Origin of the sequence: Methyloversatilis sp., assembly GCF_965284615.1 — a bacterium.
Lineage (GTDB): Bacteria > Pseudomonadota > Gammaproteobacteria > Burkholderiales > Rhodocyclaceae > Methyloversatilis.
This window is the reverse complement of sequence record NZ_OZ260098.1, coordinates 533,633-547,365: the sequence shown is the minus strand read 5'-3', so window position 1 is coordinate 547,365 and position 13,733 is coordinate 533,633. Positions and strand designations below refer to the sequence as shown.

Genomic DNA, 13,733 nt, shown 5'->3' with positions numbered 1-13,733 from the left:
TTCTGAAACCGCGGTCTTAAAACCGTCTTTCCCGCAATCTAGCCGACAGCTCCCGCACCAGCAACTCGCGGCCGCCCTCGTCCAGATACCGCCCCACCACGACCTGCTGGTCGCGGCACCGCACGACTACTTCGGAACCCAGGCCGACCCTGCGCGTTTCGACCTTTGCCCATGCGGGCACAAACTCATGTCTGCAGACACGATCCCGTTCGCAGACCTCCACAACCAACCGGCTGTCGTCGAGATGGATGCGCTCGAAATCACCGACGCGTCTGCCGAAAGCGATGAAGGCAATGCCCAGCGCCCCGATTTCGACGCCCGCGAACGGGAGCACCCACCAGACACCGGCCATGGCCCAAGCCATCGCGATCAGTAGGGACAACACAGCCGTGACCAGGAAGAAGGCCAGAAGCGCACGCGGCGACATCGAACAGTTGCGGCGTGCAACGATGCTGAACTCGTTGGATTGGCTGAGCACTGCGGACACTGAACTGCCCCGGAAGTGTTATCTCCCCCTGACACGGCTTCTGCAGGCCGCTTAACAGGCATAAGCTAGCACGGGTATTGATCCTTATCAATATTGCCCCGCACCAAGCGGGTGCCTTCAGACCCTGCTGGCGAGGCGATCAAGCAGGCGGCGATGCACGCCGCCAAAGCCGCCATTGCTCATCACCAGCACGTGATCGCCGGCTTTCACGCCGTTGGCGAGCGCATCGAGCAGCTCCTCCACCGACGACGCGACACTGACCCTTTCGCCCAGCGGCGCCAAAGCTTCGGCCGCATCCCAGCCGAGCGCAGGGCCGCCGAGGCAGTAACACACGTCCGCCTCTGCGAGCGCATCGGGCAGGCGCGCCTTCATCACACCGAGCTTCATCGTGTTGGAGCGCGGCTCGATCACCGCAACGATGCGCGCCTCGCCGACCACCGAACGCAGCGCGCGTATCGTTTCGTCGATGGCCGTCGGATGATGTGCGAAGTCGTCGTAGACGGTGACGCCACCAGCCTCGCCGACACGTTCGAGCCGGCGCCGGATGCCGACGAATTCACTGAGCGACGCCAGCGCCTGCTCCGGGCGCACACCGGCATGCCGCGCCGCCAGCATGGCGGCCAGTGCATTGTTCGCGTTGTGCATGCCGGGCATTGCAAGACGCCCCGCCGCGCGTTCGCCCGCGGGCCCGACCACCGCCAGCGCCTCACCGGTTGACTCGACGCGCCAGCCCGCGGCGTCGTTGAACCACTCGACCTCACTCCATGCTCCGCGCGCCAGCACGCGCTTCAGCGACGCCTCGCTGCCGTTGGCCACGATAAGGCCAAGACGCGGCATGGTACGCACCAGATGATGGAACTGCGTCTCGATAGCCGCCAGATCACTGAAGATATCTGCGTGATCGAACTCCAGATTGTTCAGGATCGCGGTCCGCGGACGGTAGTGCACGAACTTCGACCGCTTGTCACAGAATGCGGTGTCGTATTCATCGGCCTCGATGACGAAGAAAGGTGCGTCCCCGAGGCGTGCCGACACGCCGAAGTTCTGCGGCACGCCGCCGATCAGGAAGCCGGGTTTCAGGCCCGCCGCCTCCAGCATCCAGGCCAGCATCGAAGTGGTCGTCGTCTTGCCGTGCGTGCCGGCCACCGCCAGCACCCAGCGACCGGCCAGCACGTTCTCCGCCAGCCATTGCGGACCGGATACGTATGGCAGACCGCGATCGAGGATTTCCTCGAGCAACGGGTTACCGCGCGACACCGCGTTGCCCACCACGAACACATCGGGCGCCAGCGCTGTCTGAGCAGGATCGTAACCCTCGATCAACTCGATGCCGAGCTGTTCGAGTTGCGTGCTCATCGGCGGGTAGACGTTCGCGTCGCAGCCGGTGACGCGGTGACCCGCTTCGCGCGCCAGCGCGGCAATGCCGCCCATGAAGGTGCCGCAGATGCCGAGGATGTGAATGTGCATGGTGGGTCGATGTGACAGAATGGTCGCGGATTCTATCAACCCGCCCCTCCTTTCCCTGCAGCACCCGACATGCGCCCCAGCAACATCAGACGCCAGATCGCCAGTGCCGCGGCGCGACTGATCGCGGAAGAAGGCATCCGCGACTACGGCCTGGCCAAACGCAAGGCCGCCCGCCAGCTCGGCGTCGGTCCGAACGAGGAACTGCCCACCAATGCCGAGATCGAGGAGGCGGTGCGCGATTACCAGGCCATCTATTTCGCCGACGAGCAGCCCGAACAGTTGCGCACGCTGCGTAACGCCACGCTGGAGCTGATGGTCGAACTGGACCGCTTCAAGCCCTACGCCACCGGCGGCGTGGTCAACGGCACGGCCGGGCGCTTTACCGCGATCGAGCTGCAGGTGTTCGCCGACAGCGCCAAGGAAGTCGAGCTCTTCCTGCTCAACAACGGCGTCAACTTCGACTCGCGCGACCCGCGCCGCCCGGACCGCAACAGCCCGGAAACCACGCTGCTGTTCGATTGGGACGACCTGCCGGTTGAACTCGCGGTCTATCCGGCCGGTCTTGAACGCTCTCGCGGACGCGAAAGGCTGCGCGCGGAGTCGCTGCGCGCATTGCTGGACAAGGAAGAGGAAACGGAATGAATGCTTGGATGCGCCGCGGCCTGATCGCCGCGGTGGTCGTCGCGGCCGGCGCGGCCGGGTTGTGGTTCGGCCAGAGCCGGCAACCGCAGCTGGCTGAGGCCGTGACGACCGATGCAGCGCGCCTCGAAGCGCTCAATCTGGCCGACGCGAACGGTTAACCCATGCCCTTCTCCGCCTGGCGTGGAAAGCTGCAGGTGGTGAACTTCTGGGCCACCTGGTGCCCGCCCTGCCGCGAAGAAATGCCGGCCTTTTCCCGCCTGGCCGAGAAGTACCGCGATCGCGGCGTGCAGTTTGTCGGCATCAGCATCGATAACGCCGACAACGTGCGCCGTTACCTGCAGGAAGAGAAGATTGCCTATCCGCTGCTGATCGGCGGCTCGGACGCTATCCAGCTGTCGGCCGATCTGGGCAACGGGGCGCAGGCCATGCCTTTTACCGTCATCTTCTCGCCAGACGGAAAGATCGTCGAACGCAAGCTGGGTACCTACAAGGAAGAGGAGCTGGAGGCCATCCTGCTCGCCCGCTTGCGCTGAGCACCCGAACCCGGCCCGGCTGGACAATCTGACGCGAATTCCGGCAAACTTGCCGCCATGCAGCCAACAACGCGCCGCAAGGCGACCAAACCTGCCACGCAGCCGGCGGCGCAGGATGCGACCCCCAATACCCGTCGCATCCTCGTGCTGCACGGGCCCAACCTGAATCTTCTGGGCACGCGGGAACCCGAAATCTACGGTCATCTGACGCTCGCCGACATCGACGCGAAGCTGAAGGTGAATGCGCTTGCTGCCGGCGTATCGCTCGAATGTTTCCAGAGCAATCACGAGGGCGATCTGGTCGGCCGCATCCAGGCTGCCCGGAGCGAGAGCGTCGATTTCATCCTGATCAACCCGGCCGCCTACACGCATACCAGTGTGGCCATCCGTGATGCGCTGGCTGCGGTCGCCATTCCGTTCGTCGAGGTGCACCTGTCCAACGTGCATGCGCGCGAAGCATTCCGGCACCACTCCTATCTGTCGGACATCGCAATCGGCGTGGTGTGTGGTCTGGGCGCCTACGGTTACGAAGCCGCGCTCGAATTCGCGCTGCGGCGGCTCGACACCAGAAAATAAACACTCGCCGGCACAACGAAGGCCGGCTTACGCGGGGATACACCATGGATTTGCGCAAACTCAAGAAGCTGATCGACCTCGTCCAGGAATCCGGCATTTCCGAGCTGGAAGTGACCGAGGGCGAGGAAAAGGTGCGGATCGCCAAGCATCTGCCGGCACCGGCCGCCCAGGCCACCTATGTCGCAGCGCCCGCGCCGGTCGCCGCCGCAGCCGCAGCCGCGCCAGCTGCCGCCGCGCCCGCTGCACCGGCCGAAGCCGCTCTGCCGGAAGGCCATGTCGTGAAGTCGCCGATGGTCGGCAGCTTCTACCGCTCGTCGTCGCCGGGCGGCAAGGCCTTCGTCGATGTCGGCCAGTCGGTGGCGATCGGCGAAACGCTGTGCATCATTGAGGCGATGAAGCTGATGAACGAAATCGAGTCCGACGCCGCTGGCGTCGTGAAGGCCATCCTGGTCGAGAACGGCCAGCCGGTCGAATACGGCCAGCCGCTGTTCATCATCGGCTGAGCGACCTCCCCATGTTCGGAAAAATTCTGATCGCGAACCGTGGCGAGATTGCGCTGCGCATCCTGCGCGCCTGCCGCGAGCTGGGCATCCGCACCGTGGCGGTGCACTCCGAAGCCGACACCGAGGCGAAGTACGTCAGACTGGCCGATGAATCGGTCTGTATCGGCCCGGCGCCGTCCGGCCAGTCCTACCTGAATATCCCCGCCATCATTTCGGCCGCCGAAGTGACGGATGCGGAAGCCATCCACCCCGGTTACGGCTTCCTGTCCGAGAACGCCGATTTCGCCGAACGCGTCGAACGCAGCGGCTTCGTGTTCATCGGCCCGCGCCCGGAAACCATCACGCTGATGGGTGACAAGGTATCGGCCAAGGACGCGATGAAGGCGGCCGGGGTGCCCTGCGTGCCCGGCTCCGAAGGCGCGCTCGGCGACGACCCGAAGGAAATCGTCCGCATCGCGCGTTCCATCGGTTACCCGGTCATCATCAAGGCGGCCGGCGGCGGCGGCGGACGCGGCATGCGTACCGTGCACACCGAGGCGGCACTGATCAACGCGGTGCAGATGACCCGTGCCGAAGCCGGCGCGGCGTTCAACAACCCCGCCGTGTACATGGAGAAGTTCCTCGAGAACCCGCGCCATATCGAAATCCAGGTGCTGGCCGACGCACACGGCAACGCCGTCTATCTGGGCGAGCGCGACTGCTCCATGCAACGCCGCCACCAGAAGATCATCGAGGAAGCACCGGCCCCCGGTGTTCCGGCACGGCTGATCGCCCGCGTCGGCGAGCGCTGTGCCGAAGCCTGCCGCCGCATCAACTACCGCGGCGCCGGCACCTTCGAGTTCCTGTACGAGAACGGCGAGTTCTATTTCATCGAAATGAACACCCGCATCCAGGTCGAGCACCCGGTGACCGAACTGATCACCGGCATCGACCTGGTGCAGGAGCAGATCCGTGTCGCGGCCGGCGAGAAGCTGCGCTTCAAGCAGCGCGACATCAAGCTGACCGGCCACGCGCTGGAATGCCGCATCAACGCCGAAGACCCGTACAAGTTCACGCCCAGCCCGGGCAAGATCACCGGCTACCACCCGCCGGGCGGCCCCGGCGTGCGCGTCGATTCGCACGTGTATCAGGGCTACACCGTGCCGCCGCACTACGATTCGATGATAGGCAAGGTGATCACCTACGGCGACACGCGCGACCAGGCCATCCGCCGCATGCGCATCGCGCTGTCGGAAATGATCGTCAGCGGCATCAAGACCAATATCCCGCTGCATCAAGAGCTGATGCACGACACCCGCTTCATGGACGGCGGCACCAGCATCCACTACCTCGAGCAGAAGCTCGCGGCGCAGGAAGCGGCCAAGGTCAAATGAGCGAGTCCGGGGAACAGCGGGCCGAGGAGCAGGGCGAGCCGACATCAGCCGGCGGCTGGATCACGGTCACGCTGCTGGCCGATTCGGCCAACGCCGAAGCGCTGTCGGACGCGCTGCTCGAAGCGGGCGCGCTGTCGGTTGACATCGAGGACGCCGACGCCGGCACGCCGGATGAAAAGCCGCAGTTCGGCGAACCCGGCATGCCGGTCGCCGTCGAGTTGTGGCCGCATTCGCGCATCCACGCTCTGTTCGACCGCGACGCTGACTACGCGACCGCGATGGCCGAGGCGGCTGAACAGGCCGGCCTGACCGCACCGCCCCCTTACACGACCTCGCCGCTGGACGAGCAGAACTGGGTGCGCATCACGCAGGCTCAGTTCGAGCCCATCCCGGTATCGAAGCGGCTGTGGATCGTGCCGTCCTGGCATGACCAGCCCGACCCTGCGGCGATCAACATCACGCTCGACCCCGGCATGGCCTTCGGCACCGGCTCGCACCCCACCACCCGGCTCTGCCTGGAATGGCTGGATTCGGTCATCCGTGGCGGCGAAACGGTGATCGACTACGGCTGCGGTTCCGGCATCCTCGCGCTCGCCGCGGCCAAGCTCGGTGCGGCGCGCGTGACCGGCACCGACATCGACCCGCATGCGATGGACGCCGCGCGCTACAACGCGGAGCGCAACGGCGCCACGCTCGAGCTGCTGCATTCGCGCGAGAACATCGACCACACGGCCGACGTCGTGGTGGCCAACATCCTGGCCAATCCGCTCACCGTGCTGGCGCCGCTGCTGTGCGGCCTCACGCGCAGCGGCGGACGCATTGCGCTGTCCGGCATCCTCGCCGCGCAGACCGACATGGTGCGCGCCGCCTATCGCCCGGCCTTCGAACTGGAGGTTGCCGGCGAGCGGGAAGGCTGGGTGCTGCTGACCGGGACGCGCGTCTGATGCTGTCCCGCTGCCCGGCCTGCGCCACCGTCTTCCGCGTCAACACGGTGCAGCTCCGGGCACGCGAGGGCCGCGTGCGCTGCGGTCGCTGCCACACGGTATTCGACGCGGTCAACGCGATGGTGGACGTGCCGCTCCCGAAAAGCGGCGACACGCCCACGCCCGCCGTCGCAGCCCTCGCAACGCCGCCCACCACCACCGAAATCGAGAGCGCTGCACCGGTCGCGGACGAACCGGAACACAGCCACGCCACGCTGACTTTCGCTGCAGAACCGGACATCGAACTGCGGGCGGACGACCCGGCCGCCGTCACCACCGACCGGCTGGACCTCGACGTCGGCAGCGCCGACGTGCCGCCCTCGCCGCAGCCCGGCGACAGCATGGAGGCGCTGGTCGAACGCACCACCGACTACTGGCAGACGCGCGCCGACGACACGGCGCCCGCAGAAGCCGCTGAGGCCCCTGAGGCCGTTGAAGCCGCCGCCGAAAACGAAGCTCCCGTCAACGACCATCCGGTCACGGCCGCCGCAGGCGATACGGCGCCCGAGCCCGATCCGGACGTCACGCAGCCGCTGGACATCGTCGAACTTGAAGCCGCGCCGGCCCCCGACGACGACATCGTCGCCGCGCCCGCGCGCGATCCCCTGCTCGACCCGCCGCCGGCGCTCGAACCGGTGCGCGACCCTGCGGTACAGCGCATCCGCCGCGAACTGTATGGCGAAGACCAGACGCCGCGCCGCAGCGCGCTGAAGACGGTGCTGTGGAGCGTGGGCATCCTGCTGCTGGTGCTGCTGGCCGCTGCCCAGCTTGCCTATCTGTTCCGCACCGAACTGGTGATCGCGCAACCGGCGCTCAAGCCGCTGTTCGAGCAGGCCTGCGCCCGCGTCGGCTGCACGCTGCCGGCGCCGCGGCGCGCCGACCTGATCAGCATCGAATCATCGGAGCTGAATCCGGACACCGAACGCGCACCGCTGCTGCGCCTGAATGCGCTGCTGCGCAACGGCGCCACGCACGCGCAGGACTGGCCGCACCTCGAACTGAGTCTGACCGACACCAGCGACCGGCCCATCGTGCGCCGCGTGCTCGCACCCGCCGACTACCTGCCGGCCGACCGCCAGGGCAGCGAATTCGCGGCGGCATCGGAACAGGCGGTCAGCGTGCTGGTCAACCCGACCGACACCAACGCCGGCGGCTACCGCCTCTACGTCTTCTATCCCTGATCAACCGATCGGGCCCCTCGCAGCGCCACGCACCAGGAGGAACACCCCATGACCCAGACCGTCACGCTCGCCGGCAATCCCATCCACCTCGCCGGTCACTTCCCTGCCAAGGGCACCAGGGCGCCCGCCTTCACGCTGGTCGGCACCGACCTGGCCGACGTGTCGCTGGCCAGCCTAGCCGGCAAGCGCAAAGTGCTCAACATCGTGCCCAGCCTGGACACCCCGGTGTGCCAGACATCGACCCGCAAGTTCAACGAACAGGCGGGCAGCATCGCCAACACCGTCGTACTGGTCGTTTCCGCCGATCTGCCGTTCGCGATGAAGCGCTTCTGCGAGACCGAGGGCCTGCAGAACGTGCAGTCGCTGTCGACGCTGCGCGGCCGCGAGTTCATGGCCAATTACGGCGTCGAAATCATTGATGGCCCGCTGGCCGGCCTGACCGCGCGCGCTGTGCTGGTGCTCGACGCCGACGACACAGTGCTGCACGCCGAGCTGGTGCCGGAAATCAAGCAGGAACCCGACTACGCCGCCGCACTGGCTGCGCTGAAGTAAGTCCTTCCGCAGGGCGCCGACCGGCGCCCTGCAACATTTCCGTCCCAAGCTGTGCCGATGCAAGAAAGTCCGTTCAAGGGCAAGACCGGTCTGCGCCGTCTGCTCAATGCCACCCGCTACTCAGCCGAAGGTCTGGGTGCCGCCTTCCGTCACGAAGACGCCTTCCGCCAGGAAGTGATCGCCGCCGCGCTGCTGCTGCCGCTCGCGCTGTGGCTCGGCAACAGCGGTGTCGAACGCGCGCTGATGGTGTTCTCGGTGCTGCTGGTGCTGATCGTCGAGCTGCTCAATTCCGCCGTCGAAGCCACCGTCAACCGCATTTCGCTGGAGAACCACGCGCTCGCCAAACGCGCCAAGGACATCGGCTCTGCCGCCGTCATGGTTTCTCTGCTCAACCTGCTCCTCGTGTGGGCACTGGTGCTGTGCGCCCGATTCTGGAGCGGCTGAGCAGCCGCCGCTCCGGCACCTTTCGCCGGCGGCCCCGGCCGCCGGCGCGCTGTATTCCGCCGCCGCCGGGCACGCACACCGCCCTCGACGGTCAGCCGTGATCACTTCCCGTCGCTGTCGCCGCCATCACCAGCAGGCGCGCAGATCGTTTTCCCATCCACTCCGGAACCCGATCGTTACAAATGGCCGCAGCAAAGCATTTCGTGGCCTGAATCCGCCGACGCGCTTGCGCTAAACTTGAATTGAAAAGTGCCACGCATCAGGTGGCAACGGATTTGCGTACGCTCAGCGCCCGGCCCCAGCGCGAAGCTTTCGAGTACGGCAGAACAGGCGCAGCCAGGGGGGCGCACCACGATGGTTCGCGAATTTGCATTCCCAGCAGCACCCGCACCGGGTCTTCCGGGCGGCGAGGTCGCAGGCACGCGACAGGGAAAGAGCGAGCGCGACGCCGATGCCATAGGCATCCCCGCCTTCCCCGACCTGTTCGAGGGCATCGCCGACGCCCTGCTTCTGATGACGCCGCGCGGCGTGATCATGCACATGAACGGTGCGGCGAGCGAACTGCTGGGCTACCGCCCCGCGGAAGTCGCCGGCAAGCACGTATCCATGCTCTACCCGCCGTCCGAAGAGACGCGCATCCAGGCCTGTTTCGACGAACTGGCGATGCGGCGCAGCACGCGCTACCTCGATGGCGTGGCGCTCACCCGCGACGGTGAAGCAGTCGCGGTCAACGTCGTCGGCTCGCGCATCGAGTTCGCCGGCGGACCCGCGGTCATCGCGGTCGTGCGCGACATCCGCGAACGCAAGCAGGCCGAAGCCGCGCTGCGTGCGGCGCAGGAGCGCTTCTATCTGCTGGCCGAGCACATCCGCGAAATCTTCTGGGTCAGCGACCCGCACACGCGTGCGCTGTACTACGCCAGCCCCGCCTTTTCGGACATCAGCGCATTGCCGAACGGCGAACAGCCCGGCGACCTGAACGGCTGGGCACAGGCGGTGGCGCCGCCCGACCGATCGCGTTTCGAAACCTTTCTCGCTGCCCAGGCGCAGGGCGAGGTGGCGCAAGTCGAGGTGCGCGTCGCCGACCGCAAAGGCGGCCTGCGCTGGCTGCACTGCCGCGCCTTCCCGTGGCAGGCGCAGGACGGCCATGCACGCGTGGCCGGGGTCGCCGAGGACATCACGGCGCGCAAGGAAGCCGAGGCGCACCGGCTCGCGCAGGCCGAACGGCAGCGCGAAACGTTGGTGCGTGAGGCGCACCACCGCATCAAGAACAGCCTGCAGGGCGTGGTCGGACTGCTCCGCCGCTGCGCCGGGCAGCACCCGGCGCTCGCCCACGCGCTGACCGGCGCCATCAGCCAGGTTCGATCGATCGCCGTCATCCACGAGCTGCAGGGCAGCCAGGCCGGTGCACCGGTTCAGCTCGGCGAATTCCTGCGCATGATTGCCGGCAGCATCGAGGGCCTGTTCGACGCCCGGGTGAAGCTCGACGTGCGCGACCTCAGCGCCTTCGAACTGCGTCTGGCCGACAGCGAAGCGGTGCCGCTGGCCATCGTGCTCAACGAGCTGCTGATGAATGCGGTGAAGCACCGGCAGATCGACCGCGACGCCGGTGTGGACGTCGAGCTGTGAACGGACGACGACGGCGCACTCATCGTCATTGGCAACGGCGGCGAGCTGCCGCCCGGCTTTGATTTCGCCGCGCGGCGCGGCCTCGGCCAGGGCCTAGAACTGCTGGCCGCGCTGCTGCCGACCGAGCACGCCACACTGGATTTTCGCCAGCAGCCGGGACGCGTACTGACGCGCCTCGCGCTGCGGCCACCCATCATTACGTTTGACGAGACCCGCGACCATGCACACATACGACGACACCAGCCCGCAACTGCTGCTGGTTGAAGACGACCGGCTGAACGCAGCCACGCTGGGCGACGGGCTGCGCGCTCACGGCTACGGCGTCCATGTCGCACGCTCGGCCGAAGAGGCGCTGGCGCTGCTCGGGACGACGCGCATCGATCTGGTCATCCTCGACGAGAAGCTGCCGGGCATGACCGGGCTGGAGTTCGCGGCGGTACTGCGCGAGCACCATGGGCTGCCGCTGATCTTCCTGACCGCCTTCGGCGATCCGGGTCGGGTGCGCAGCGCCATCGAACGCGGTGCGCTGGCTTATCTGGTCAAGCCGCTCGACGTCGAACAACTGCTGCCCACGCTGCGCACCGCACTGGCGCGCTCGGAAGAGCTGCGCCAGCTGCGCAGTACCGGCCAGCACCTGCAGCGCGCGCTCGACGAGCGGCGCGAAATCAGCATCGCCGTCGGCATCCTGATGGAGCGTCTGCGCATAGACCGCCAGCCCGCCTTCGAAATGCTGCGCAAGACAGCGCGCGCCCAGCGCCGACGCATCGAAGACGTCGCCAAGGACATGATGCAGCCGCTTGCCGGCGGTACGCCGCGAGCCGGCGCCGGTCAGTAGCCCTCTGTCTCCCGCGAGAGGATCGCGACGACAGGCCTCAAGCAGCCCTGTGCGCGAACCGTAAGCAGCAGAAGAAGGCGCGTCGCAGAGCGCGCAGAAGGGCCCGAACCCCGCCCGACATTCAATGCATCCTGACCCGGACACACGGGTTCAGGACGCTGCCATGTAAACCGGGGGATGCACGATGGCCGTCGTTTCCGCACTGTTCAGCTGCAGCGCCATGGACATGCCATGCACGCAGCACGTTTCCTTCCCTGATGCCTTCAGCGTCGCCGTCGGCGACGCGCCGCAGGCTGCAACGACGGCATTGCTCAGGCTTTCCCACGAGGGCCGGATCATCGACCACACCGGCTGGCCCGACACCTTGACCGACGTCCGCGGGCAGCCGGTGCACCGTGTGTTCCGCGAACTCGACAACGACGGCGAGTCGGGCTGGCCGGCCTTCCGGGCCGGTTGCGGCAACGCGGTGAGCCGGCATATCTGGCATCTGCATGACGGAGGTCGTCCGGTCTGCGTCGAGTGCGCTCCGCTGCCCGGCGACGCGAGCGGTCACTGGCTGCTGCGCGTCAGCCACGGCACGCCGGAGGACGCCGCGCAGCGCGAACTTCGCCTGCTGGCGCGCGCGGCGCACCAGGCCGGCGACGCGGTGCTGATCACCTGTGCCGGCGGCCTGATCGAGTACGTGAATCCAGCGTTCGAGCGCAGTACCGGCTACTCCGCCGAGGAAGTGCTGGGGCGCTCGCCCGGTCTGCTCAAATCGGGCCTGCACGGCCCCGACGTCTATGCCCGACTGTGGCGTGCACTGCGCAGCGGCGAGGTGTTCCGCATGGTGTTCACCAACCGGCGCAAGAACGGCGAGCTGTATCACGAAGAGAAGACGATCAGCCCGATCCGCGACGCACAGCAACGGATCAGTCACTACGTCGCCACCTCGCGCGACGTCAGCGAACGCATCCGCGCGCAGGACCAGCTGGAGTATCTGGCAGGTATGGACGCGCTGACCGACCTGCCCAACCGCCGGCTGTTCACCGACCGGCTGCGCCAGGCCATGCGCCGCGCCATGCGCACCGAGTGCCCGCTGGCCGTGCTGTTCATCGACCTCGACCGCTTCAAGGTGATCAACGACACCTTGGGCCACAGCGTCGGCGACGCGCTGCTGACCGAGGTCGCCGCACGGCTGCGCGGCTGCGTGCGCGCCTCAGACACGGTGGCACGACTGGGCGGCGACGAGTTCACCGTGCTGCTGGAAGAGACCGGCGACCGCGCGGCCGTCACCGAGATCGCGGAGAAGATACTGGCGGCCCTTGCCGAAGGCGTGCGCGTGCAGGGGCGCGAATTCTTCGTCAGCGCCAGCGTCGGCATCGCACTGTTCCCGGAGAACGGTCACTCGGTCAACGAGCTGCTCAGCCGCGCCGACCTGTCGATGTACCGCGCCAAGGCGGCGGGCCGCAACACCGTGCGCTTCTACGACCAGAGCATGGATGCGCACGCGCACACCAATCTGTCGGCGGAGATCGCGCTGCACGGCGCGCTCGAACGGCGCGAGTTCTTCCTCGTCTATCAGCCCATCATCGACACCCGCACCGGCCGCGTGGCGACGATCGAGGCGCTGCTGCGCTGGAACAGCCCGACCGAGGGTGTGGTGCCGCCTGACCGCTTCATTCCGCTGCTGGAGGAAACCGGACTCATCGTGCCGGTCAGCCGCTGGTCGCTGCGCGAAGCGCTGCGCGACCTGCGCATGCTGCAGGCGACACAGCCGCAGCTGCACCTCGCCTTCAACCTGTCGGGCCGGCAGTTGCGCGACGACGACCTGGTGAGCGACATCGCCGGCGCGCTGCGGGAAGCCGGTGTCGATCCGCGCATGCTGGAGCTGGAGATCACCGAAAGCACGCTGATGGAGGACATCCCGCGCACCACCGACATTCTCGGCGCGCTCGACACCATGGGCATCAGTCTCGCCATCGACGATTTCGGCACCGGCTACTCGTCGCTCGCCTATCTGATGCGCTTTGCAGTGCGCACGCTGAAGATCGATCGCAGCTTCGTAAGCCAGCTGCGCAGCAGTTCCGACGCCGTCACCATCGTGCGCGCCATCACCTCGCTGGCCGACAGCATGGGGCTGGAAATCGTCGCCGAGGGTGTGGAAACGCCGGGGCAGCTGGCGCAGCTGACCGAGCTCGGCTGCCACCGCCTGCAGGGCTATCTGTTCAGCCGACCGGTGCGCCCGGAAGAACTGCTGTGCCTGAGCTGTTTCAACCCGGCCACCCCGCAGACCTGAGCGCAGGCCTGAGAAAGAAACCGGCAGGTGCTGACCAGGAGGAGCTGGCTGCACGTGCCGGTGAAGGTGAGGAGAGTTGGTTGTCCCGACGTTCACGCCGGGACCTGCGCATCCGGCAGGAATGCACCCCGCATTCCCGCTTGCTCCGCCTGAGTGCGTCATTCGACGATTCAGGCAGGGCAGAGCGATTATCTGCATGCGCCATCGGCCGGACAATTCTCAAGAGGGAGTAAGCCATTCTGGGTAGGCGTGC

At 67.0% G+C, this 13,733-nt stretch carries 15 protein-coding genes; 13 read left to right on the top strand and 2 right to left on the bottom strand.

Features of this window, described 5'->3' with window-relative positions:
• Positions 1-16 precede the first annotated feature (16 nt).
• Both ACQ66H_RS02665 and mpl read right to left on the bottom strand, forming a co-directional pair.
• Positions 17-487, bottom strand: a complete 471-nt coding sequence (locus ACQ66H_RS02665) for a DUF2244 domain-containing protein (RefSeq protein ID WP_232415947.1) — start codon at positions 485-487, stop codon at positions 17-19.
• Positions 488-604: 117 nt separating this feature from the next.
• The gene (mpl, locus tag ACQ66H_RS02660; protein ID WP_430432701.1) at positions 605-1,954 is read right to left on the bottom strand and encodes a UDP-N-acetylmuramate:L-alanyl-gamma-D-glutamyl-meso-diaminopimelate ligase; all 1,350 of its coding nucleotides are present in this window, start codon (positions 1,952-1,954) and stop codon (positions 605-607) included.
• Between the two features lie 69 nt (positions 1,955-2,023).
• Between mpl and ACQ66H_RS02655 the strand changes: the two genes are divergently transcribed.
• From ACQ66H_RS02655 to ACQ66H_RS02595, 13 genes are all read left to right on the top strand, one after another.
• Positions 2,024-2,596: a nucleotidyltransferase gene (locus ACQ66H_RS02655; RefSeq protein ID WP_430432700.1), complete on the top strand. Its 573-nt coding sequence runs from the start codon at positions 2,024-2,026 to the stop codon at positions 2,594-2,596.
• A complete protein-coding gene (locus ACQ66H_RS02650; RefSeq protein WP_430432699.1) occupies positions 2,593-2,754 on the top strand; it encodes a hypothetical protein in 162 nt (53 codons plus the stop codon). The genes ACQ66H_RS02655 and ACQ66H_RS02650 overlap by 4 nt, the downstream gene beginning before the upstream one ends.
• A gap of 3 nt (positions 2,755-2,757) precedes the next feature.
• Complete coding sequence (locus ACQ66H_RS02645; protein WP_430432698.1) at positions 2,758-3,129, top strand: TlpA disulfide reductase family protein; 372 nt, start codon at positions 2,758-2,760, stop codon at positions 3,127-3,129.
• 57 nt (positions 3,130-3,186) lie between these two features.
• Entirely contained in the window at positions 3,187-3,705 is a 519-nt protein-coding gene (gene aroQ, locus ACQ66H_RS02640; protein ID WP_430432697.1) for a type II 3-dehydroquinate dehydratase, read from the top strand.
• A gap of 44 nt (positions 3,706-3,749) precedes the next feature.
• Positions 3,750-4,208 carry an acetyl-CoA carboxylase biotin carboxyl carrier protein gene (accB, locus tag ACQ66H_RS02635; protein WP_430432696.1) on the top strand — a complete coding sequence of 153 codons (459 nt, stop codon included), beginning with the start codon at positions 3,750-3,752 and terminating at the stop codon, positions 4,206-4,208.
• A gap of 11 nt (positions 4,209-4,219) precedes the next feature.
• Positions 4,220-5,581 (top strand): acetyl-CoA carboxylase biotin carboxylase subunit, encoded by a 1,362-nt coding sequence (gene accC, locus ACQ66H_RS02630; protein WP_304013155.1) that lies wholly within the window; start codon positions 4,220-4,222, stop codon positions 5,579-5,581.
• A complete protein-coding gene (gene prmA / locus ACQ66H_RS02625) occupies positions 5,578-6,525 on the top strand; it encodes a 50S ribosomal protein L11 methyltransferase (protein WP_430432695.1) in 948 nt (315 codons plus the stop codon). Before accC ends, prmA begins: the two co-directional genes overlap by 4 nt.
• The gene (locus tag ACQ66H_RS02620) at positions 6,525-7,745 is read left to right on the top strand and encodes a DUF3426 domain-containing protein (RefSeq protein WP_430432694.1); all 1,221 of its coding nucleotides are present in this window, start codon (positions 6,525-6,527) and stop codon (positions 7,743-7,745) included. The genes prmA and ACQ66H_RS02620 overlap by 1 nt, the downstream gene beginning before the upstream one ends.
• 48 nt (positions 7,746-7,793) lie before the next feature.
• Positions 7,794-8,297 carry a thiol peroxidase gene (gene tpx, locus ACQ66H_RS02615; RefSeq protein WP_430432693.1) on the top strand — a complete coding sequence of 168 codons (504 nt, stop codon included), beginning with the start codon at positions 7,794-7,796 and terminating at the stop codon, positions 8,295-8,297.
• A 57-nt stretch (positions 8,298-8,354) separates the two neighbouring features.
• A complete protein-coding gene (locus tag ACQ66H_RS02610) occupies positions 8,355-8,741 on the top strand; it encodes a diacylglycerol kinase (protein WP_430432692.1) in 387 nt (128 codons plus the stop codon).
• 354 nt (positions 8,742-9,095) lie between these two features.
• Complete coding sequence (locus ACQ66H_RS02605; RefSeq protein WP_430432691.1) at positions 9,096-10,367, top strand: PAS domain S-box protein; 1,272 nt, start codon at positions 9,096-9,098, stop codon at positions 10,365-10,367.
• A gap of 220 nt (positions 10,368-10,587) precedes the next feature.
• A complete protein-coding gene (locus ACQ66H_RS02600) occupies positions 10,588-11,202 on the top strand; it encodes an ANTAR domain-containing response regulator (protein ID WP_430432690.1) in 615 nt (204 codons plus the stop codon).
• 184 nt (positions 11,203-11,386) lie between these two features.
• Positions 11,387-13,480, top strand: a complete 2,094-nt coding sequence (locus tag ACQ66H_RS02595) for a putative bifunctional diguanylate cyclase/phosphodiesterase (RefSeq protein ID WP_430432689.1) — start codon at positions 11,387-11,389, stop codon at positions 13,478-13,480.
• Positions 13,481-13,733: the final 253 nt, after the last annotated feature.